The 23,756-nt window shown below is 28.4% G+C and carries 21 protein-coding genes, 1 tRNA gene and 1 pseudogene; 12 read left to right on the top strand and 11 right to left on the bottom strand.

Annotated features, from left to right (window positions below):
* The 3 genes and pseudogenes from CQA44_RS07065 to CQA44_RS07055 form a co-directional block, all read right to left on the bottom strand.
* Positions 1-561, bottom strand: a pseudogene (locus tag CQA44_RS07065) (glycosyltransferase family 4 protein); the annotation flags it as partial.
* Position 562: 1 nt separating this feature from the next.
* A complete protein-coding gene (locus CQA44_RS07060) occupies positions 563-1,639 on the bottom strand; it encodes a glycosyltransferase family 2 protein (protein ID WP_115546580.1) in 1,077 nt (358 codons plus the stop codon).
* Between the two features lie 3 nt (positions 1,640-1,642).
* Positions 1,643-2,428: a glycosyltransferase family 2 protein gene (locus CQA44_RS07055; protein WP_115546579.1), complete on the bottom strand. Its 786-nt coding sequence runs from the start codon at positions 2,426-2,428 to the stop codon at positions 1,643-1,645.
* A gap of 118 nt (positions 2,429-2,546) precedes the next feature.
* Here CQA44_RS07055 and CQA44_RS07050 point away from each other — a divergent pair.
* From CQA44_RS07050 to trpB, 4 genes are all read left to right on the top strand, one after another.
* A tRNA-Val gene (locus CQA44_RS07050) sits at positions 2,547-2,622 on the top strand.
* Positions 2,623-2,638: 16 nt separating this feature from the next.
* Complete coding sequence (thrS, locus tag CQA44_RS07045) at positions 2,639-4,462, top strand: threonine--tRNA ligase (RefSeq protein WP_181881815.1); 1,824 nt, start codon at positions 2,639-2,641, stop codon at positions 4,460-4,462.
* A complete protein-coding gene (gene infC, locus CQA44_RS07040) occupies positions 4,453-4,971 on the top strand; it encodes a translation initiation factor IF-3 (RefSeq protein ID WP_408941380.1) in 519 nt (172 codons plus the stop codon). The genes thrS and infC overlap by 10 nt, the downstream gene beginning before the upstream one ends.
* A gap of 65 nt (positions 4,972-5,036) precedes the next feature.
* Positions 5,037-6,257, top strand: a complete 1,221-nt coding sequence (trpB, locus tag CQA44_RS07035; RefSeq protein WP_115546576.1) for a tryptophan synthase subunit beta — start codon at positions 5,037-5,039, stop codon at positions 6,255-6,257.
* Between the two features lie 458 nt (positions 6,258-6,715).
* On the opposite strand, the gene CQA44_RS12545 is transcribed toward trpB, so the two are convergent.
* On the bottom strand, positions 6,716-6,883 hold the full coding sequence (locus CQA44_RS12545) for a hypothetical protein (RefSeq protein ID WP_181881813.1): 168 nt from the start codon (positions 6,881-6,883) through the stop codon (positions 6,716-6,718).
* 64 nt (positions 6,884-6,947) lie between these two features.
* Positions 6,948-9,383, bottom strand: coding sequence for a pyruvate, water dikinase (gene ppsA / locus CQA44_RS07030; RefSeq protein ID WP_115546575.1), 2,436 nt, complete (start codon positions 9,381-9,383; stop codon positions 6,948-6,950).
* Positions 9,384-9,521: 138 nt separating this feature from the next.
* Between ppsA and CQA44_RS07025 the strand changes: the two genes are divergently transcribed.
* The 5 genes from CQA44_RS07025 (at position 9,522) to CQA44_RS13190 (ending at position 12,029) form a co-directional block, all read left to right on the top strand.
* Positions 9,522-10,259, top strand: coding sequence for a formate dehydrogenase accessory sulfurtransferase FdhD (locus CQA44_RS07025; RefSeq protein ID WP_115546574.1), 738 nt, complete (start codon positions 9,522-9,524; stop codon positions 10,257-10,259).
* Between the two features lie 70 nt (positions 10,260-10,329).
* Complete coding sequence (gene purE, locus CQA44_RS07020) at positions 10,330-10,827, top strand: 5-(carboxyamino)imidazole ribonucleotide mutase (protein WP_115546573.1); 498 nt, start codon at positions 10,330-10,332, stop codon at positions 10,825-10,827.
* On the top strand, positions 10,828-11,286 hold the full coding sequence (locus CQA44_RS07015) for a DUF3972 domain-containing protein (protein WP_115546572.1): 459 nt from the start codon (positions 10,828-10,830) through the stop codon (positions 11,284-11,286).
* A 168-nt stretch (positions 11,287-11,454) separates the two neighbouring features.
* The gene (locus CQA44_RS07010) at positions 11,455-11,853 is read left to right on the top strand and encodes a type II secretion system protein (protein WP_181881812.1); all 399 of its coding nucleotides are present in this window, start codon (positions 11,455-11,457) and stop codon (positions 11,851-11,853) included.
* A gap of 47 nt (positions 11,854-11,900) precedes the next feature.
* On the top strand, positions 11,901-12,029 hold the full coding sequence (locus CQA44_RS13190) for a hypothetical protein (RefSeq protein WP_258864927.1): 129 nt from the start codon (positions 11,901-11,903) through the stop codon (positions 12,027-12,029).
* A gap of 77 nt (positions 12,030-12,106) precedes the next feature.
* Here CQA44_RS13190 and nhaA read toward each other — a convergent pair whose 3' ends face one another.
* Positions 12,107-13,576, bottom strand: coding sequence for a Na+/H+ antiporter NhaA (gene nhaA / locus CQA44_RS07005; protein WP_115546570.1), 1,470 nt, complete (start codon positions 13,574-13,576; stop codon positions 12,107-12,109).
* A 127-nt stretch (positions 13,577-13,703) separates the two neighbouring features.
* On the opposite strand from nhaA, the gene CQA44_RS07000 reads away from it, so the two are divergent.
* The gene (locus tag CQA44_RS07000) at positions 13,704-14,198 is read left to right on the top strand and encodes a flavodoxin (protein ID WP_115546569.1); all 495 of its coding nucleotides are present in this window, start codon (positions 13,704-13,706) and stop codon (positions 14,196-14,198) included.
* 33 nt (positions 14,199-14,231) lie between these two features.
* Here CQA44_RS07000 and CQA44_RS06995 read toward each other — a convergent pair whose 3' ends face one another.
* Both CQA44_RS06995 and acnB read right to left on the bottom strand, forming a co-directional pair.
* Positions 14,232-15,335, bottom strand: a complete 1,104-nt coding sequence (locus CQA44_RS06995; RefSeq protein WP_115546568.1) for a GGDEF domain-containing protein — start codon at positions 15,333-15,335, stop codon at positions 14,232-14,234.
* 55 nt (positions 15,336-15,390) lie between these two features.
* Positions 15,391-17,931, bottom strand: a complete 2,541-nt coding sequence (gene acnB / locus CQA44_RS06990; protein ID WP_115546567.1) for a bifunctional aconitate hydratase 2/2-methylisocitrate dehydratase — start codon at positions 17,929-17,931, stop codon at positions 15,391-15,393.
* Between the two features lie 100 nt (positions 17,932-18,031).
* Here acnB and cysK point away from each other — a divergent pair, with 100 nt between their 5' ends.
* Together cysK and CQA44_RS06980 are read left to right on the top strand one after the other, a co-directional pair.
* Positions 18,032-18,946, top strand: a complete 915-nt coding sequence (gene cysK / locus CQA44_RS06985) for a cysteine synthase A (protein WP_115546566.1) — start codon at positions 18,032-18,034, stop codon at positions 18,944-18,946.
* Between the two features lie 32 nt (positions 18,947-18,978).
* Complete coding sequence (locus CQA44_RS06980) at positions 18,979-19,272, top strand: YciI family protein (RefSeq protein WP_115546565.1); 294 nt, start codon at positions 18,979-18,981, stop codon at positions 19,270-19,272.
* Between the two features lie 242 nt (positions 19,273-19,514).
* Here the strand turns inward: CQA44_RS06980 and CQA44_RS06975 are convergent, their stop codons facing one another.
* Genes CQA44_RS06975 through gyrA form a run of 3 tightly spaced genes read right to left on the bottom strand, consistent with a single transcriptional unit; the run spans position 19,515 to position 23,690 of the window.
* On the bottom strand, positions 19,515-20,804 hold the full coding sequence (locus CQA44_RS06975) for a sigma-54 dependent transcriptional regulator (protein ID WP_115546564.1): 1,290 nt from the start codon (positions 20,802-20,804) through the stop codon (positions 19,515-19,517).
* A 3-nt stretch (positions 20,805-20,807) separates the two neighbouring features.
* Positions 20,808-21,209, bottom strand: coding sequence for a hypothetical protein (locus CQA44_RS06970; protein WP_115546563.1), 402 nt, complete (start codon positions 21,207-21,209; stop codon positions 20,808-20,810).
* Between the two features lie 6 nt (positions 21,210-21,215).
* Complete coding sequence (gene gyrA / locus CQA44_RS06965) at positions 21,216-23,690, bottom strand: DNA topoisomerase (ATP-hydrolyzing) subunit A (RefSeq protein WP_115546562.1); 2,475 nt, start codon at positions 23,688-23,690, stop codon at positions 21,216-21,218.
* Positions 23,691-23,756 lie beyond the last annotated feature (66 nt).

The raw sequence follows: 23,756 nt of genomic DNA, 5'->3' as shown, positions 1-23,756 counted from the left end.
ATCCATACGACCAACTGAAAGGACATTATTATTATCTAAATTAGAAACTTCTAAAGGAATTTCTGGAATAAAGTTTGGAATTACTTTTATGTTTGGGTGGAGTTTTTTAAAAAGTGAAATTTCTTTATTAGATAGTATTACTAGAGTATGGAAGAAAAAGAGGTTAAATCTCTTTTTTTTAGGAGCTTTTAAATGCCAAATCCTAATATATTTAATACCTATTATTTTAAATAGTGGAACAAACCAACCATCATTTGCAACAACAACTTGTGTTTTATAGTATCTAATAAATTTATTAATTTTAAAGCATAAAAAATAACGATAAATTATTTTCAAATAAAATTTTTTAAAAATATTTGCATTAACTAAGGAATAAGAAGAAAGGAATATAAGGATAACACGAGAATCTAGACTATAAAACAAGCTTTGATTTTTCTTATAAAAGCTTAAGATAACTACATTATATCCCATAGATATGAAAGCATTAGCTAGATTAACTACAACTCTCTCTCCTCCTCCTTCTTCTGTTATATCTTTAAGAGTGATTAATATCGTTTTCACTTTATATCCATTTATTATTTTTATTATATTTACTTTGAAATAAGATTTTCCCAAATAACTTGATTGTCTTTTCTCTCTTATTAAACTTTATTCTAAAATTATTTTTATACCACTCTTTAAAATTCATAGTTTTATAATAATATTCTTTAGCATTATTAGAATCTAGTATTATTTTAAAAGCTGGATTAGAATTTAACTCTATTTGCGTTAAGTTAAATGAAAATATAAGCTCTTTTAATGCTACAAAATAACCTTCATTATTTATTAAGTATTTAAAATTTGGACGAATCATATCAATTGGAATAGTATATTTATCTAATAAATTATATCTTTTAAAAAATTCATAAATAAATTTAAATCCATAAAAATCATTTGTGGTAAAATTTCTATTAATATCTAAATTATTAATTTGATTACTAAGAGAACCCTTACGACTTCTATAAAAATATCTTGCAGTTTTACAAAATGCCACCTTTTTTACTAGAGCATTAGCACAAATTCCAAATGCAACATCTTCTCCATTTCTTACATTAGGAAATCTTAATATTTCCATTAAATCCATAGATATTACACATCTCCAAGGCTCAGTTTTATATGATAGATTTTTACTTAAATCTTTAATAAAACCTCTTTTATTTATAGATACATAAGAAAATATGTTCTTATCATATTTTTCATCATAAAATTTATAAACATTTTTTGTTTTTACCATTTTAGTCCTATTTTGCTCTAAACAATAAATTAAATTCTCAAAATAACTAATAGATACTACATCATCAGAATCTACAAAGCCAATATAATCATATATCCCCCCCCCACTTTGCTCTACATTCATATTATTCAATACATACTCTATGCCCTTATTTCTAGCATAACCAATACCACTATTTTCTTGATTTATCAAATAAAATCTATTATCTTTTTTTGTATATTCTTCTGCAATGCTTTTAGAAGAATCTGTGCTTCCATCATTTATTAAAATTGCACTAAAGTTTTTATAAGTTTGGTTTTGTATAGAATCTAAACATTCTTTTAGGTATTTTTCAACATTATAAATTGGAACTATAATATAAAGCATTAATTATTTTTCTCTTTTATTTAATTCATATAACTTTGCATAACGAAAAAATGCCCCATTAGCATTAAGTAAAGCAATTATAAAACCCTTATAACCATATAAAAACCCTTTGCGTAAAAAATAATCTTTAAAAAATATTAAGAAAAATCTAACTATTGCAAAAAATATATTAGTTTTTGTATTGACATTATATTTTTGTGTTGCAGAAAAACTAGTATAAAAATTCATCTTATTTATTATAGATTCTATATTTTGAACAGCATAATGTTTAAGTGCATTTTTAATATAAATTTTTTGTGAATTTTGTGGCAAAATAATGCTTTCATGAACAATATTTTCATTAAATTTTGTAAATTTTTTGTTAAAAAGTCTATAAACAAAATCAGGATACCAACCACAAGCTTTAATCCATTCACCTCTATAAAGATTTTTTCGTCCAAAAGCTACTATGGTTTGAAAACTTAAATCAAGCTTATTTAGTTCATCTATAACAAAATCTTGCAAAATTTCATCACTATCGATGCTTAAAATCCAATCATTTCTTGCATAATTTATAGCAAGATTTTTTAAAGCACCAAAACCTATAAATTCACTATGATAAACCTTTAAATTACTAAAATCTTTATTTAACTCTTGTATGATAAGGAGTGTATTATCTGTGCTTTTATTATCAAGTATAATAACCTCATCAAAGCTTTTTAAAGCATATAAACACTCTTTTATAGTATCTTGTGCATTTTTTACAAGTATGGTAACACTAATTCTGCTTGTATTTAATTTAGATCCCATATTTATTCTATCGCTTAAGTAATTAATTTTGCCAAATTATAACAAAAATTTAAGTTTAATTTGCAGCAAAAATAGATATAATCGCAAATTTAAACCCTATTAAGAATGATAAAAGAATGGTCGCGTAGCTCAGCTGGTAGAGCACTACCTTGACATGGTAGTGGTCGTTGGTTCAAGTCCAATCGTGGCCACCACTTAAATAAAAGGAAAATATTGAGCGAATTAATAGCCTATAAAAAAGATAATAAAATCTTTGATTTACAAACTATAAAAGAACTAAATATTAATACTCAAAATTATAAACAAATCTACCTTGATAATTCTAAAGATTCATTAGAAATTTTACGACATTCTTGTGCTCATCTAATGGCACAAGCAATAAAATCACTATACACCAATGCAAAGTTTTTTGTAGGTCCTGTTGTAGATGAGGGATTTTATTATGATTTTAAAGTTGATGAAAAAATTACACAAGATGATTTAAATAAAATAGAAGAAAAAATGCGGCTTTTAGCAAAGGAATCTAATGCTATAAAAAAAGAATATATTACCAGAATTGAAGCACAAAATCGTTTTAAGAATGATGAGCTAAAAGAAGCTGTTATAAAAAATATACAAGGAGATAGTTTTAGCACATATATACAAGGAGATTTTGAAGATTTATGTAGGGGTCCTCACATACCAAATACAAATTTAATAAAACATTTTAAATTGACAAAGTTAGCTGGAGCATATTTAGGAGGTGATGAGAGAGCAGAAATGCTAACTAGAATATATGGCATTGCATTTGCTACAAAAGATAAATTAAAAGAATATCTAAATATGCTTGAAGAGGCTATAAAAAGAGATCATAGAAAACTTGGAAATGAACTGCATTTATTTAGTTTTGATGAAGATATTGGAGCAGGTCTTCCTATATGGCTACCAAAAGGTGCTAGAATTAGAAGAAATATAGAAAATTTCCTTACTAAAGCACTAATATCACAAGAATATGAGCCTGTAAGAGGTCCTGAAATACTAAAAAGTGATTTATGGAAAATAAGCGGGCATTATAATAACTATAAAGAAAATATGTATTTTACAGCCATTGATGAGGTAGAATACGGCATAAAACCAATGAATTGCTTAGGGCATATAAAGGTATATCAAAATGATATTAGAAGTTATAGAGACTTACCACTTAGATTCTATGAATATGGCGTAGTGCATCGCCACGAAAAAAGTGGGGTATTGCACGGGTTGCTTAGAGTTAGAGAATTCACTCAAGATGACGCACATATATTTTGTCGCCCAAGTCAAATAAAAAATGAAATTGTAAATATTGTAAAATTTGCAAGCAAAATTATGGATACATTTAATTTTAAATATGAAATGGAAATATCAACAAAACCAAGTAAATACATAGGAAATGATGATATTTGGGAAAAATCTACAAATGCCCTAAAAGAGGCTTTAGAAACTAATAACATTAATTTTAGCATTGATGAAGGTGGTGGTGCATTTTATGGTCCAAAGATTGATATAAAGATTACAGATGCAATAGGGCGAAAATGGCAGTGTGGAACAATACAAATTGATATGAATTTACCAGAGAGATTTAATCTTGAATACATTGATGAAAACAATAAAGCTAGCAAACCTGTAATGATACATCGTGCAATTTTAGGCTCATTTGAAAGATTTATAGCAATTTTAATAGAGCATTTTAATGGAGAACTTCCATTATTTATAGCTCCAACCCAATTAGCAATAATTCCTATGGGTGAAGAAGAGTTATTTTATGCAAAAGGCTTACAAACTACATTAAGAAGATATAATATCTATACTGAAATAAATACAAAAAATGATAGTTTAAATAAAAAGATAAGACTAAGTGAAAAACAAAAAGTGCCTTATATTGGTATCATAGGAAAGAAAGAAATTAAAGATAATACAATTTCAATTAGAGATAGAATCAAAAAAGAACAATACACATTAACAAAGGAGGAATTTTTGAATAAATTAAATAAAGAAATGAATGAGGTATATTTTTGAAAGATAACACTTTATTAAATAATGCTATTACTTTTGATGAGGTAAGATGTATAGGGAAAAATGGGGAGCAATTAGGAATATTATCTTCTGATGAAGCTTTAAGTGTAGCTGATGAAGCTGGTCTTGATTTAGTTTTAATATCTCCTAATGCCAAACCACCTGTTTGCAAAATTATGGATTATGGAAAATTTTGTTATCAAAAAGAAAAGAAAAACAAAGAGGCGAAGAAAAAGCAAAAACAAATTGAAATAAAAGAAATAAAACTTTCTCCACAAATAGCACAAAATGATATTAATTATAAAGTAAAACATGCTAAAGAATTCCTAAGTAATGGAAAACATGTTAAGTTTAGAGTATTTTTAAAAGGCAGGGAAATGGCAGACCCAAAACAAGGATTTAATGTGCTAAATAAAATAATAGATATGCTTACAGATTGTGCTTCAACTGAAGGTGAACCAACGCTTGATGGAAGATATGTAAATATATTAGTTACACCAAAAAAAGCGTGAACTTCATATTATTTAATAAATTTAGTGATAGGTATATCTTAAAATTTATATAAAGAGGTTATAAGATGAATATTTCTTATTTAAAACAATTCCCAGATTCTAATGGATTTTTTGGTAAGTTTGGAGGTAGTTTTATCCCTGAAGTAATAAAAATACAAATGAAAGAAATAAATGAAGCCTATGAACTAATAGCACAAAATAGTGATTTTATTGCTGAACTTAGAAAAATTAGAAAACATTTTCAGGGGCGCCCAACACCAATTTATTTTGCACACAATCTAACCAAAAAATATGGTGGTGCTGGAATATACCTAAAAAGAGAAGATTTAAACCACACAGGAGCTCATAAGCTAAATCATTGTATGGGCGAGGGGTTATTGGCAAAGTTTATGGGTAAAAAGAAATTAATAGCAGAAACAGGAGCGGGGCAACACGGAGTAGCCCTAGCAACTGCAGCAGCATATTTTGGTATGGAATGTGAAATACACATGGGAGAAATTGATATTGAAAAAGAATATCCCAATGTAGTTAGAATGAAAATATTAGGAGCAAATGTAGTTCCTGTAAGCTTTGGAGCAAAGACATTAAAAGAAGCTGTAGATTCTGCATTTGAAGCTTACTTAAAAGATCCACTTAGCTCAATGTATGCCATAGGAAGTATAGTGGGACCTCATCCATTTCCAAGAATTGTAAGGGATTTTCAAACAATAATAGGCATAGAAGCAAAAGAACAATTTATTGAAATGACAGGAGAATTACCTGATATTGTTACTGCTTGTGTAGGTGGAGGAAGCAATGCTATTGGTATTTTTAGTGGTTTTATAGAAGATGATTGTGTAGAATTAGTAGGTATTGAGCCTCTTGGTAAATCAAATATTGATAATGTAAAGGAGGGTGAACACGCTGCAAGCCTTAGCTATGGAAGTGAAGGACAGATGCATGGATTTAATTCAATTATGCTAAAAGATAAAGATGGAAACCCAGCTAGTGTATATAGTATAGCAAGTGGCTTAGACTATCCTAGCGTTGGACCAGAACAAGCCTATTTGAATTCTATTGGGAGAACAAAAGTAGGGCTAGTAAATGATGATGAAGCAATATCTGCATTTTTTGAATTAAGTAAAATGGAGGGTATAATCCCTGCAATAGAATCTAGCCATGCTCTAGCTTATGCACTAAGAATTGCAAAAGATTTAAAAGGTAAAAAGATTCTAGTAAATCTAAGCGGTAGAGGTGATAAAGATATTGACTTTGTAGTTAAAAATTATGGCTTTGGAAAAAATTAATTTAAAGGTAATAAATATGCTTTTAGGGATTTAAAAATTAAGTCTTTTTACTTTAAAATATTTAGCTTTAATAGCCTTTGTATTTAAAAATAACTAGCGACCATTTTTATTTCCTATTGGTAATTTATTATATTTTTCATTAAATTTTTTAATAATAAACTTCTCTAGCTCTCTAGCGTATGAAAACGATATTAATTCTTCATCTTCTTTATTAAAAGGCTTTAAATATAATTTTTGCGAAAAAAAGGCATAAACATCAATTTCTTTATTAATATTTAATAAGCTTTGTAAAATAAAACGATTTGTTAAACCGCCTGCTTCATTATTTCCCTGTTTATAACTTACAAGTCTTTCTTTAAAACTTCTACCACTCTCACCTATTTTAAAAATCTTACCTTCTATAACAAAAATATAAACAAGACCTTTTTCTTTATATCTTTTTTCATTTATTATTTCACTTATTTCAAGCCCCCCTTTTTTTTATCTCCTTTCTCTTTATTAGGTTTTTTGTTAGGTTTAATCTTACAGATAAGCTCAAAATAGTCCTTGTATTCAAAATCTTTAAAATCTACTTCATTTCTAAGTTTATCAAAGCTTTCAATTGGAATATTTTTATTTTCTAACATTATATTTTCCTCCTTTAGGTTATATCATTTTCTTTAAAAGAAAATGATATATTTACAAAGCTACCTAATTTGGCTTTATACCTAAGCTTTTTTCTAACTTTTCTATTACTCTATGAGTAGCAATTACAGAATCTGGATTTAAAGAAATAGAGTTTATACCCTCACGCACTAAAAATTCTGTTACCTCTGGGTAATCACTTGGTGCTTGTCCGCAGATTCCACAATATTTATTATGCTTCTTACACGCACTAATAGCCCTTTTAAACATTTCAAACATTGCAGGATTTCTCTCATCAAAAATAGAGCTAACCAATTCACTATCTCTATCTACGCCTAAAGTAAGTTGCGTCAAATCATTTGAGCCAATGGAGAAACCATCAAATAATGCTAAAAATTCATCTGCCAATATAACATTTACAGGAAGTTCACACATTACATATATCTCTAATCCGTCTTTTCCAGATTCTAAGCCATTTCTTCTCATAATTTCTAATACTTTTTTACCCTCTTCAGGAGTTCTTAAAAATGGCACCATAACTTTCATATTTGTTAATCCCATTTCATCTCTAACTTTTGCCAATCCTTGACATTCCCATTCAAAAGCTGTTCTATAAATATCAGAATAGTATCTATTTGCTCCACGATAGCCTAACATAGGATTTTCCTCGTGTGGTTCGTAAGCAGCTCCTCCTATCATACCTTTATATTCATTTGTTTTAAAATCACTTGTTCTAACAATTACAGGCTTTGGATAAAACGCTGATGCTATCATTCCTATACCCTCGGCTATTTTACTTGTAAAAAAATCTTTTGGATTATCATATCCACATATTATTTTTTTAATCAAATCATAGTCTTGTATATCTGTTTTACCATTTTGCATATCTACTAATGCAACGGGATGAGCCTTTATATTATTAATTGCAATTAGCTCCATTCTAGCTAAACCTACACCACTATTTGGAAGTTGAGCAAAACTAAATGCTTTCTCTGGATTCCCAACATTCATATAAATTTTTGTATGAGTTTCACCTAAATCTGAAATATCAATAATCTCTTTATCATATTCAAAGATTCCATTATATACAAATCCCTGCTCTCCTTCAGCACAAGATACAGTTGCTTTTATTCCATTTGCTAACTTCTCAGTAGAACCTGATGCACCTACAATTGCAGGAACTCCAATTTCTCTAGCAACAATAGCTGCATGACAGGTTCTACCACCTCTATTTGTTATTACAGCGGCAGCCTTTTTCATTGCAGGCTCCCAATCTGGGTCAGTATTATCTGTTACTAAAATATCACCCTCTTTAATTTCATTCATATGCTCTATATCTTGGATTATTTTTATTTTTCCATGACTTATCTTATCGCCTATTGCCATACCTTTAACTAAAGTGTGTATTTTATCCACAGGTTTTTTAAAACTAAATTTTTCTATTACATTAATATTATTTGTTTTTTGCTTTTGACTCTGAACTGTTTCTGGACGAGCTTGAACTATAAATATATCTCCACTTTTACCATCTTTTGCCCATTCCATATCCATAGGGCGATATTCTCCTGCCTCTTTGGTATAATGTTCTTCTATTAAAATAGCATATCTTGCAAGTGTTAATATATCCTCATCAGTAATTGAAAAACTATTTAGCTCCTCTATTGTAGTAGGGATATTTCTTGTTGGTTTATCACTGCCTGAAGGAGCATATACCATTTTAATATCTTTTTTACCCATTTCTTTTTTAATAATAGGTCTTTTACCTTGCTTTAATGTTGGCTTAAACACATAAAACTCATCTGGATTAACAGTCCCTCCAACGATATTTTCACCCAAACCCCAACTACTTGTTATAAATACTGCATCTTGGAATCCCGTCTCTGTATCAATACTAAACATAACGCCAGAACTTCCTATATCACTTCTTACCATTTTTTGTACACCAACACTCAAGGCAATTTTAAAATGGTCAAATCCTCTACTTGCTCTATAACTAACAGCTCTATCTGTAAAAAGTGAAGCCATACAGGATTTAACATAATGTATTAATTCTTGCTCTCCTTTAACATTTAAATATGTATCTTGTTGCCCTGCAAATGATGCATCTGGTAAATCTTCAGCAGTAGCAGAACTTCTCACAGCAACATCTGCTAAATTCATATTATATTCTTTACTTAATATCTTGTAAGCCTCAAGTATTTCATCTTTTAAATCTTTTGGAAAAGGGGTAGTAAAAATCAATTCTCTTATTTTTTTTGACCTTGCCTTTAAAACATCTATCTCTGAAGTATCTACATTATGAAGTAAATCAACTATTTTTTGCCTAATATTTCCACTATCAAGCAAATACCAATAAGCATCACTTGTAATTGCAAAACCATTTGGAACTTTAATACCAACCTCTATTAGCTCCTGAAACATCTCTCCTATACTTGCATTTTTACCACCGACAATTGAAACATCTTTATTGTTCAACTCATTAAAAAACTTAATATACTTCATAATAACTCCATATCAAAAATTTAGTAATATTATAAAACAATATATTAGTTTTTTTTACTTAAAATTATTAAAGAATTTAATTTATTTTTAAAAATATTATTCAATATAAAAATATTACTTAAGGACAATAAAAAACTTATGAAAAAAAAAATATATATCAAAACAGAATCTAAAGAGGTAGAAGCTAGCTTTTATAATGATATTAATATCAACTTATTTATTAATGATTATGTAAAAATTACATTTCTAACAATACCAAATGAAATAAAAGAGCTTGTATATGGATATTTAAATAACTTTGATATTGATAAAATTAAAATTATTAATATAAAAGAAAATGATATTTTTATAAAAATCGATATTAGCAAAGATGAATTTTTAGATAGACTAGATTCCAAAGAGATTATAAATACTTGTGAGCAAATAATATTAAATGATAAAAAAACATCAAATCACCAAATAATTATGCCATTTAATAGTAGCAGAAGTACACTACATAATAGCATACTAAAAAAATATACAAATTTCTTTAAAGATACTAGTGTATATAAAACTAGAATCTCATTTTATATAAATTATAATGAAATTAATGACATAGAATCATTTGATACAAATATTAAAAATAGTATTTATAAAGCCATTGGTAAAGCAAAACTGCATACAAAAAATGATTTATTTGACTGCATTGCTTTACTTAACTTTCGACTTGATATTGAAGTTTTAAAAATAATAATTTTACAAAAAATTACTTTTATAGTTTTTACTCAAAAACCAAGCTTTTCAGTGCTAAAGTATGCACAAAAATTTGGAATTACATTAATAGAATATGAAAATAATAATTTTTATATTCTAACGCACCAAACAAGGATTGTATAACATATAGTTCTTTAAATATAAACTTCAATTTAGTTTTGCTATTATTTTAAAAATTATAGAGGTTGGTAATATGGATTTTATCAGTATAATTATGGGAAGTAAGAGTGACTGGGAAGTAATGAGTGAATGTGTAGAAGTATTAAAAAAATTTGATTGCTTATATGAGGTTATTATTTCATCTGCCCATAGAAGCCCAGAAAGAACAAAAGATTATATAAAAGATGCACAAAATAGAGGTGCTTGTGTATTTATAGCAGCGGCAGGAATGGCTGCTCATTTAGCAGGAACAATAGCTGCTCAAACTTCCCGTCCTGTTATAGGAGTGCCTCTTAACTCAAGCCCATTAAATGGTTTAGATGCCCTACTCTCAACAGTTCAAATGCCAAGCTCAATGCCTGTAGCAACGATGGCAATAGGTAAAGCTGGAGCAATAAATGCAGCATATATGGCAATGCAAATTTTATCTCTTAAAAATGAAGAATTAGCAGGAAAACTAATAGAAGACAGAGTAATAAAATCCAAAAAAGTAGAATTAGATTCTAATGAAATTGAAATTAGGATAGTTTAGATGCGTGAAAATTGGATTAAGATAGAAGAATTTCTAACAATTACAGGGCTTAATATAGAAAATATTAAAGAGTTAATTACAAAAGGGCAAATTAGTGCAAAATATATTAATAATATATTATATGTCGATAGCGTAAGTGGAACAAATGCCCTTGTAAAAAGCACACAAAATACTTTAGTATCAAAAAATATTGATTCTGATTTTATAGAACAAAGCATAGGGACAATACTAAACTTACATGATAAAGTTGTAGAAGCAAAAGATGAAACAATAGCATCAATTAAAAATGAAAATCAATTCCTAAAAGATTCTCTCCTTAGTGTAAAAGAAAGTCAAATTGAAGATAAAAAAACAATAGAAAACCTAAAACTAGAAATAGAAAATAAAAAACAAGAATTAGAAGCAATACAAAGAAAGTATAAGCTAATGTGGGGAAAAATGCTAAATAAAAACCATTAAAATTCTAATCATATAGTTACAAAAATACCACTTATTTTGCTATAACTTCAAGTTATGCTTTAAAAATTATGTTTATATTTCATTTACTTTTAAGATTTATTTAAATCTATAACTTTATTTAAATCTATAAAGGAAATTTATTAAAATTATAAATTAAAGGACAATATAATGAAAAGAAATGCTTTTAGTATGATAGAGTTAGTATTTGTTATAGTAATACTAGGAGTTTTAGCAGCAGTAGCAGTTCCAAGATTTGTTGCTACAAGGACAGATGCACAAGTTGCAACAGCAAGAAGTGATTTAGCTTCAGTTCAAAAGGCAGTTGTTGCTAAAGTTTTTGCAGATAATATTGACCCTACAGCAAGCAAAGTTCCAGCTCCAAATGACCCAACAAAAAGTAATATGATTACTTGGAGTGAATGGTTAATTGAAGTTGGTGGATTAGATAGAAGTAGATGGAGAATTATTGGAAATGGTAGTGGGAACAATAGTATAGGTTTAACTGCAAATAATGCGATTCAATCAATTAGGAAATGTAAAAAGTCCTTCTGGAAGACAAACTTTTAAAGGCGGATGTGGGGCAATAACTAGGCATTAATGTAAATACAGGAACATTGGAGTTTCATCCACAAAATATAGGTGGAAGAAAAGGGTCATTTTGCACATTATTAAAAGATTCTTATGCTACATCTTCAAGCAATGGAAATAATATTCTTTTAGCTTCAACAGGAACTATTGATTAATTTAATTTTTAAGAATTTAAGTCCTATTATTTTTAATATTTAACTTATTATATTATAAATTTGTATTTGACAAATATTTAATTTTGAATAGAATCTTTAGTTACAAAGAATAATGCAATAACTCCAAACATAATAGAAACTAATGAGGCAATTAAAATTGATAACTTAGCTAGAGTAACTTGAGCTGGGTTAGAAAATGCAAGATTTGCCACAAAAATTGACATAGTAAATCCAACACCTCCCAAAATACCAACTGCTAAAATATGCCCATAGGTTAATCCAGATGGTCTAACTGCAACATTTAACTTCTCTCCCAAAAATGAAAACAATAATATACCAAATGGTTTTCCTATAACTAGACCTAAAATGGTTCCAAGTAAGATTCCATCTACATTAAAATTCATACTAGATTCTAAACTTATGCCTGCATTTAAAAATGCAAAAATAGGCACAATAAAATACGCACAAATAGGCTGTAATATGATCTCCATTTTTACAAGAGGATTTTGTGCATATAAAGAATATTTTGCTATTGTATCTAGCATATGAACTTGTTTGCTTGTTTCTTCAATATCAATTTTTTTATTTTCATCAGATTTAAAAAAGCTAAAGATTCCATTAAAAAAATCATAAAAAAATCCCTTTTTCTTAAAATCCTGCTTAGGTAAAGTGCTAGGCTTTTCTTTTAAAAGCACATTATTCCATTCTTCTAGCATATTTAAAATACTTATAAAATACTTTTTTCTTATATTTGAACGACCAGGTATCGCAAAAGCCAATATAACTCCTGCAATAGTTGCATGAACTCCACTATGAAAAATAGCAATCCAAAGCAAAATACCAATAAAGACATAGCTAGAGAGATATTTTGTATCCCTATAATTTAAATATATCAAGATACAAACTAAAACAATAGCTATATAAATCCAATACATATCAAAATGATTCGTATAAAGAAATGCGATAATTAAAATTGCACCTAAATCATCAAAAACAGCTAAAGTAACTAAAAATATCTTTACAACTCTAGGTATTCTTTTTCCAAGCAGTAAAATAGCACCAAGTGCAAATGCTGTATCTGTACTCATAGCTACACCAAATCCGTGTGCTGAAGGTGTATCGTGATTAAAATATAAATAAATAATAATAGGAACTGTAATTCCACCAAGTGCTGATAAAATAGAAAAACTAACTCTCTTAAATCCTGCTAACTCACCATATAAAACCTCTCTTTTCATCTCTAGCCCAACCATTAAAAAGAAAAGCGACATTAATACATCATTTACAAAGTGAATAATGCTAATTTTCACATAACTTCCTCCTACAAATGCACCAAATTCGCTATCCATTATCCTAAAATATAAATCTTTGTAACTACTATTTGCTACTATAACTGCTAAAACTACACAGAAAAATAATAAAACACCACCAAAAGATTCGTGATTAATAAAGTTATTTAAACCTCTTTGAAGCTTTTCTTTAACATATAAAGTAGTTTGTAGTGGATTTGTATTTATATAATGATTTTTTTTATTATTAGTATCCATCTATAGTCCTTGGAAGTATAAAAATAATTTAAGATTCTACCAAAAAAATATTTTTTAAACTAATTTTTAGGATTTTTTTCATAGTGTTTCAGCTCTTATTTTTAAGTAAAAAATTAAAAGGATAAAAATGGAAAAAATTGGTATTTTTTATGGAAGCACCACAGGAAAAACTCAAGAGATTGCAGAAAATATTGCATCAAAATTACAAAATTGTGATTTAATTGATGTGGCAAAGGCTTCTAAAGATGATATATCAAAATATACAAATTTAATACTTGCATCTTCAACATATGGTGATGGAGATTTACAAACAGATTGGGAAGATTTTGCTAACAATATTAATGAAGATGATTTTATTAATAAAATTGTTGCAATAGTAGGATTAGGAGACCAAGATGGATATAGCGATACATTTTGTGATAGCATAGGCATATTAGCAAATTTAGCAAAAAAAGCTACAATAATTGGAAAAACTAAAAATGAAAATTATGAATTTTCTCAATCTAAATCAATTAGTGGAGATGAATTCTTAGGACTAGCCATTGATGAAGATAATCAAAGTGATTTAACTGAATCTAGAATAGATTTATGGATAAATAATATAAAAGAAAAGTTTAAATAGCATTAAGTAAGCAAAGCTTACTTAATCAAAATTTTATACACAACCTATTTGATTCCTACCAGCTTGCTTAGCTAAATATAAACCTTCATCAGCCTTTTTTAATAAGTCAATATAAGTTTTTGTAGAATCATCTCTTTGTGCTACACCAAGAGATATGCTACCCTCCCAAACATCACTAGGAAATTCCAATCTTATTTGAGATATTTGTAGTCTGATATGCTCTGCTAATTTCATAATATAAGTAAGGTTGGTATTATTAGATAAAACTACAAATTCATCCCCACCCAATCTACAAACAAAATCATCATTTCTAACAGAATCTCTAATAGCTCTAGCAACTATTTTTAAAACTTTATCTCCACATTCATGTCCTTGAGTATCATTAATATGCTTAAATTTATCAATATCAATCATAATGCAAGTTATGGTAACTCTATCATCAAATGGTTTTTTCCATTCATTTTGAAGATATGCGACTGCTGCTCTTCTATTTCCTAACTCTGTTAGAGAGTCAGTTAAAGCCATTGCTTTGAGGGTATTATTCACTTTTTGTAATTCTTCTGTTCTAGCTTTAACTTGCTCTTCAAGGGATTTATTTAAACTCATAATTCTATGATTCATATTCGTTGTTCTTGAAAAAAGCTGATTAACTGCATATAAAAGTGGTGCAACTGTTTCATCAACTATTTCTTGCACGCTATCAAAAGCATTTTTTGGACTTTTTCCTTGCTTTATAAAATTAATTTGTTTTGCTAAAATTTTATCTGTACCTAAGATATGTATAGAAATCCAATTTGCCAAAAAATGGAATAAAAATTCTGGTCCAATTAAATCATTTTTAACAGCTTCATAAAGTTTTGCAGCTTCCTGTAAAAACATATTATGTGCGTGTTTGTGTGCATTTTGATGTCTCTCATCTACATTAAACTCACTCATATACACTTCTTCATCTCTAAAATGAACTTTTGCATATAAAGCAAGATTCTCAAAATATTTGTCTAAAATATCTACAGATAATCGTTCTTTTGAAAAAATACTCTCACCTAATTTATTAATCATATTAACAAGCATTTTATGTTGCTCATCTATTGTATCTATATTAGTTACATATGATTTATTCCACTTAAAAGTAAGCATATACTTTAATTTCCCCCACCAAAAAATATGTGAATTATATCACATATTTTATTTTTTAAAGAGAGAAATTATCAATTAGATTAAAATTCAGGTATGTATAAATTTGGTCTTTTTTATCAATTTTTTTATTAATAATATCTAAATATTCTTCTTTATTTGGAATCTTGCCCATTATAGCACATACCGCAGCTAACTCTGCACTACCCAAATATACTTTTGCACCCTTACCCATTCTATTATCAAAATTTCTTGTGCTAGTTGAAAATACTACTGAATTATCTTTTACCCTTGCTTGATTCCCCATACATAAACTACAACCCGGGGCTTCCATTCTAGCACCACTTGTTCCAAATATAGCATAATAGCCTTCTTGCATTAATTGTTTTTCATCCATTTTTGTAGGAGGAGCAACCCAAATTCTACTGTTTAACTGCCCTTCACCTTTTATTACTTCACCAAAAGCCCTAAATAGTCCTATATTTGTCATACAGCTACCTAAAAATACTTCATCGATGAGATGAGGACGATTTGTATTAGACAACACTTCACTAAGAGTAGCAACATCATCTGGGTCATTTGGACAAGCAACTATTGGTTCTGTAATTTCTTTTAAATCAATTTCAATTATTTCTTCATATTGAGCATCACTATCAGCTTCTAATAGAATTGGGTTATCAATCCAATCCTGCATTTTTTTAGCCCTTCTTTGTAATGTTTCTTTGCTTTCATATCCATTATTAATCATTGCATTAATCAATGCAATATTTGATTTTAAATATTCTATTATTGGCTCTTTATCTAACTTTATTACACAGGCAGCCGCACTTCTTTCAGCACTAGCATCACTTAATTCAAATGCTTGTTCTACCTTTAACTTCGGTAATCCCTCAATTTCTAAAATCTTACCATTAAAGATATTTTTCTTATTCTTTTTCTCAACACTTAATAATCCTTTTTTAATAGCATAATACGGTATTGCATTTACTAAATCTCTAAGTGTAATTCCCTCGTTTAATTCACCCTTAAATCTAACCAAAACAGAAGGCGGAACATTAAGAGGCATAATACCATTTACAGCAGCAAACGCTACTAATCCACTACCTGCTGGAAAACTAATACCTATTGGGAATCTAGTATGAGAATCTCCACCTGTGCCTAGGGTATCTGGAAGTGTAAATCTATTAAGCCAAGAGTGTATAACCCCATCTTTTGGACGCAAGGAAACCCCACCACGACTTGTTATAAAACTAGGTAATGTTGCTTGAAGGGAAACATCTGCATCTTTTGGATAAGCAGCAGTATGGCAAAAACTTTGCATAACAAAATCTGAGCTAAATTTTAATGCAGCCATTTCTTTAATCTCATCTCTAGTCATTGCACCAGTAGTATCTTGCGATCCAACAGTTGTAGTTATTGGCTCACAATATTCCCCTACTCTAACACCTTTTTTACCACAAGCCATACCTATTATCTTTTGCGCTAATGTATATCCATTAGTAGAATCTCTTGGAAAAATTGGTTTTGCAAATATATTTTCTTCTCCCATTTTTAAAAACTCTCTAGCTTTATTTGTTAGTTTTCTGCCTATAATTAAGTTTATTCTACCACCTGAACGGATCTCATCAAATATAGTATTTGGCTCTAAAGTAAATTTAGTAACCTCTTTACCATTACATTCTATAATTCCTTTATATGGATATATTATTAATTTATCACCTTCTTTGATATTTTCTACATTTGCAACTATAGGAAGGCATCCACTATCCTGACAAGTATTAAAAAATATTGGTGCTATGACTCCCCCTATTACAATTCCGCCACTTTTTTTATTAGGAATAAATGGTATTTCATCTCCGAAATGCCACATTATAGAATTACAAGCAGACTTTCTAGAACTTCCTGTTCCTACAACATCTCCTACATAAGCTACTTTTCCAAATTTTTTAATAGAATCTAATCTTTCTTTTGAATTTGTAATTCTATTTTTAAGCATAGCTTGTGCGTGAAGTGGTATATCACTCCTTGTAAATGCATCTCCTGCAGGACTTAAATCATCAGTATTTGTTTCTCCATCAATCTTTAATGCAACAACTTCTATCTTCTCATCTAGAGGCTTTTTATTTAAAAACCATTCTGCATTTGCCCAAGATTCTATAACTTCTCTTGCAAAACTATTATTTTTGCTTAATTCTGCGATTGTATCAAAATTATCATAAACAAAAATTAGATTTTTAAGAGCATTAGCACACTCCTTAGCAATAACAAAATCTTTATCACTTAAACCTATAATTAAAGGCTTAATATTATATCCACCGACCATAGTGCTTAAAATTTTAATTGCTTCTTGTTTAGAAATAGAATCTACTTTTATTCTATCTTCCAAAATATCTCCTAAAAATTCTGCTTTGATCTTAGCACTTTCATCAACACCCGGTGAAACACGATTAATTAATAGATCTTTAGCAAAATCTACATCTTTATTACTTTTTATCAACTCTATTATATTTTTTATCTCATCTGTATTTATTGCTAATGGAGGGACATTATCTCTTGCTCTTAATTCTTTTTGATTCAAATACTTAGCTTTAAATTCCATAAAGTTTCTCCTTAATTAATAAAATATCTGCTTAAAATTTCCTTTTACATAGTATAATATATTCTTTTTAAAATATGAATACACTAAATAAGGATTAACTATGAAAATTTATCAAAATGTAACTGAATTAATAGGTAACACACCAACACTTAAGATTAATAATATAAACACTCAAGCGAATATTTTTGTAAAATGTGAATTTATGAATCCAACAGGGTCTATAAAAGATAGAATATCTTATTCAATGATAAAAGATGCTTTAGATTCTAATAAAATTACAAAAAATACAACCATAATAGAACCTACAAGCGGAAACACAGGTATTGGACTTGCAAGCATATGTGCATCTCTTGGACTAAAGTTAATTATAACAATGCCAGAATCTATGAGTATTGAAAGAAGAAAAATAATATCAATATTTGGAGCAGAATTAGAACTAACTCCTAAAGAAAAAGGTATGAAAGGAGCGGTTGAGAGAGCAAAAGAACTGCATAATGAGATAAAGGATTCAATAATATTAGATCAATTTAGCAATCCAAGCAATCCAAATATACATAGAAATACCACAGCAAAAGAAATTTTAGAAGCACTTGGTGATATTAAAATTGATGTTTTTGTAGCTGGAGTTGGAACAGGAGGGTGCTTAAGTGGGGTTGGAGAAATATTAAAAAACAAGAATCCAAGTATAGAAATAATAGCAGTGGAGCCAAAAGATAGTCCCGTGTTAAGTGGAGGAAATCCTGGAGCTCATAAAATTCAAGGAATTGGGGCTGGATTTGTGCCAGATAACCTAAATACAACAATATATAAAGAGATAATAAAAGTAGATTCTAATGACGCATATATTGCTGCAAGAGAATTAGCGGAAAAAGAGGGATTATTAGTTGGTATTTCATCTGGAGCTAATTTTTATAGTGCAAAACTACTAGCTAAAAAATATCCAAATAAAAATATTTTAACTATTCTAAATGATACAGGTGAAAGATATCTTAGTACAGAACTATTTGACATATAGTTATTTGATATAAGGGGCTAAAGGGGCTAAAAATGAAAAATATATTTATTATAAATGTAAATTATAAAACTAGTTTAGAAGAAATTGAGAAGAATTTAGCAAGCCATAGAGAATACTTAAAAATTGGCTATGAAAAAGGTATATTATTAGCATCAGGTCCTCAAAATCCAAAAACCGGTGGTATTATAATTGGTATTTTTAATAATATTAATGAAGCTAAGGAATTTAGCCTCAATGACCCTTTTATTAAAAACAATCTAGCAGAATCTAGCATAATTGAGTTTAATCCAATTTTGCACTGCAAAGAAATACAAAACAAGATTTAATAAATATCATATATTACTATAAAACTAGAGGCTTGGTGATAAAGATAAAGAATAATAAAAAGTAATTTTTTATAAAAACTTTAAAAATATCATCAAGCTTATAATTATTTTGATTGCTATTATGAAAGTTTGGCTAATTTTAGTAGTAAGTTAAATACTAAGATATATCTTTTAAAGTATATTTAAAATATTAAATTCTTCTAACGTATATTTAAGCAATTATAAATTTAGTGATAGGAATTCTAAATAATTTTAAATTTAATTAATTTATATTTAACTAAATCAATGCTCATTCCTAACATATTTGCAGTTTGTTCAATATCTCTATGATTTTCTAAATAAGCTTCTTTAATATATTCTTTTTCTAATTCATCTAATTTTTTTGGTTTTTTTTCAATCCTAGGCTCTAAAAATAAATCATCTTTTGATATTATCTCCCCTTCACTTAAAATTGTAGCCCTCTCAATAATACTTAATAATTCCCTAATATTACCAGGCCATTTATAGCTTAATAAATATTCTTTTGCTTCTTTTGATAATATCTTGTTACCACATTTATAAGTTTTAGCAGTATTTTTTAGATGAGATTCTGCTATGTTTATAATTTCATCTTTTCTTTCTCTTAATGGAGGAATTCTAATTGGTATTGTTTGAAGACGATAAAATAAATCCTCTCTGAAATTATGGTTATAAACCTTATCTTCTATATTTGCATTTGTCGCAGAAATAAATCTAACATCAATCTTAATACTTTTTACTCCACCTAACCTTGTAATCTCTCTTTCTTGAAGCACACGAAGAAGCTTTGCTTGTAGGTTAAGTGGCATTTCACCTATTTCATCTAAAAATACACTTCCTTTATGTGCTACCTCAAATAAACCCATTTTAGAATTACTTGCATCAGTGAAAGCTCCTTTTTCATATCCAAATAATTCAGATTCTAGTAAATTTTCTGGTAAAGCTGCCATATTTATAGCAATAAATGGATAATCTTTTCTCTCTGAATTATCGTGAATAAACTTTGCAAAAACTTCCTTTCCAACACCGCTCTCACCTAATAACAATACATTTGCATCACTTTTAGCACTCTTTAAGGCTAGATTTTTAATAAATACTAGATTCTTGCCCTCCAAAACTATTTTACTTGGTTGCTTTTTAGTAGAAATCTTAGATTTAATTATTTTTTCTTTTTGTGAGCGTTTTATTGCCTCAACTAATAAATCAATATCAAGTTCTGTTTTTATAAAAAAATCTTTTACGCCAAGCCTTAAGGCTTCAATAGCTATATTTATAGAGGCATAACCTGTTATTATTATTGCCTCAAATTTTGAATCTAGTTTTTTTAAAAAATCTATACCATTCATATCTGGCATATTTATATCTGTAATTATTAAATCACAACTATCATCAATATTTTTTAAAGCATCTTTTGCATTTTTATAACTTTTAATTTTAAACTCTTTATACTCACTAAGAGATATTTCTAAGGATTTTCTTAAATTTATATCATCATCTACAATAACTATATTCATACTTTATCTCTTAATAATTTTAATATTAATTTTACCATCTTTAAAATACGCTATAACCCTTTGTGGTTTTATACTAAATGAGATTTTAGAATGTATTGCATTATTAATATACTTTACATCATCTCTAATATTATTATCAATAAATTTATTAAAACATTCTAAGATTTCATCTTTATTATCCTTTAATGCTAGATATATAGCATTAGCAGAATCTAAATCAAACTTAGAATCTATCAAATTACATTCCCCAACAACTTCATAAGACTTGCTTTTAGAAAGTGCTTTTGATACATTATATTCTTCTCCCATTAAAATATGATTCTTAACAATTGCTCTATATGAGATGATATATTCATTCCCAAAAGATAGAATAAAGCTTAAGAAAAGAAAAAATATAACCCTCATAACTCTTTATACATTAAATTCTTCTAAATCATCTAAATCTTTTTCTTCTTTTTGACATTGTGATATATGAACTACCTTATCTTTTTTATCAAGAGATATTAGCTTAACACCACTCGTATTTCTGCTTGTATCACGGATTTTATCAGCCTCTACACGAATAATTTTTCCACTACTTGTAAGAAGCATTAAATCTAAATTATTATTATTAAAACTTAATACATTTACTAAATTGCCTGTTTTTTCTGTGAGCTTCATTGCAATAACACCCTTACCAGCACGATTTGTAAGGCGATATTCTTTAGCTAGTGTTTGTTTGCCAATACCAAGCTCACTAACACTAAATATTTTATCATCATCATTTTCTAACATAATAGCACCTACAACAAAATCATCTTTGAATTTAAATTTAATTCCTGTTACTCCTCTGCTAACTCTTCCTTGTTCCCTAGTCTTTTCAAGCGGAAATCTAAGAGCATATCCTTTATATGTAGCAATTAAGACATCTTTTGTTTGTGGATTTGCAATATGTGCTGTAATTAATTCATCATCATTATCTAAATTAATTGCCTTTATACCATTTGAACGAATATTTTTATACTCACTTAGGTTTGTCCTTTTTATTACCCCTTTTTTAGTGAAAAATACCAAAGACTTGTCATCATTAAAGTCTGTTGTAGTGATAGTTGCCATAATCCTTTCACTTTGTTCTTTATTAATTAAATTTACCACAGCCTTACCAATAGCAGTTCTACTTGCCTCTGGAATTTTATACACCTTTAACCAATATAACTGACCTGTATTTGTGATAAACATTATTGTATCGTGAGTATTTGCAATGAAAAATGATTCTATAAAATCATCATCATGCGTATTGCCACTAATCTTTCCTTTGCCACCTCTATTTTGCTTTTCATAAACTTTTAGCTGAACTCGCTTTACATAACCTCTATGGCTCATTGTAACTACTACACTCTCATTTGGTATCAAATCCTCAATATCAATAGTTTCATAATCATCTTCAATTCTAGTCTTACGCTCTGTGCTAAACTTATCTTTAATTTCTTTTAACTCATCTTTAATAATTCCATTTAATTTATCTTGACTTTTTAAAATAGCACTTAAATATTCTATTTCTTGCAATAGTTGCTTATATTCAGATTCAATCTTATCTCTTTCTAATCCTGTTAATCTTTGCAATCTCATCTCTAATATTGCTTTTGCTTGTGCTTCACTAAGGGAAAAATTTTGTATTAATCCATCTTTTGCTACCTGTGTATCACTAGAACTTCTTATTAGCTTAATTACAGCATCAATATTATCTAATGCTATTTTTAAGCCCTCTAAAATATGTGCTCTAGCCCTTGCTTTTTCTAGCTCAAAAAGACTTCTTCTAATTACAATAGTTCTCCTATGATTTAAAAAAAGATGTAATAATTCTAGAAGAGTAAAGACCTTTGGCTCTTTATTATTAATTGCAAGTAATATTATCCCGAATGTAATTTCCATTGTAGTAGTTTTAAAAAGATGATTTAATACTATCTCATACATTGCATCTTTTTTAAGCTCAATTACTACACGGATACCGTCTCTATCACTCTCATCTCTAACTTCATAAACACCATCTATAACTTTTTCTTTTGCAAGATCATTAATTTGTTCTACAAGCCTAGCTTTATTTACTTGATATGGAAGTTCATCAATTACTATAATATCCCTTTGTTTTGTTTTTTCAATATGAGTTTTTGCACGAATCTTAATTTTACCCTTACCACTTTCATAAGCTTCTTTAATTCCATTTCTACCGAAAATAATTCCGCCTGTTGGAAAATCTGGTCCTACTATAAATTCCATTATATCTTCTAAATTTGCATTATTATTATCAATTAAATAAATCAATGCGTCAATTACTTCATCAATTCTATGAGTTGGTATATTTGTTGCCATACCAACAGCTATACCACTTGAACCATTAATAAGAAGATTTGGGATTCTAGTAGGCATAACTTCTGGTTCTTTTAGTGTGTCATCATAATTAGGGATAAAATCAATAGTATCTTTATCAATATCCCTCATTATTTCTTCAGCTGCTTTTGTCATTCTAGCTTCAGTATATCTCATAGCTGCGGCACTATCACCATCTATTGAACCAAAGTTCCCTTGTCCATCAACAAGCTCTAATCTCATAGAAAAATCCTGTGCCATTCTAACTAGTGCGTCATATACAGCAGTATCTCCATGTGGGTGGTATTTACCTATTACATCACCTACAATTCTTGCACTCTTTTTATAAGCAGAATTAGAAGTAACACCTAAATCATTCATAGCATAAAGAATCCTTCTATGAACAGGCTTTAAGCCATCTTTTGCATCAGGCAATGCCCTACCTACAATAACACTCATAGAATAATCTAAATAACTATCAGTAATAGAATCTTCAATATTAACATCAATAATATCTGTATTATTTAACAAATCTTCCATAATCTATTTAATAATCTCCCTTTGGATTAAATCAAAACAATAATTTTATAAAAAATTTTCTTAAAC

The organism is Helicobacter sp. MIT 14-3879 (genome assembly GCF_003364125.1).
Note: the sequence above shows the minus strand (reverse complement) of the source record. Positions and strands in the feature narration are given on the sequence as shown.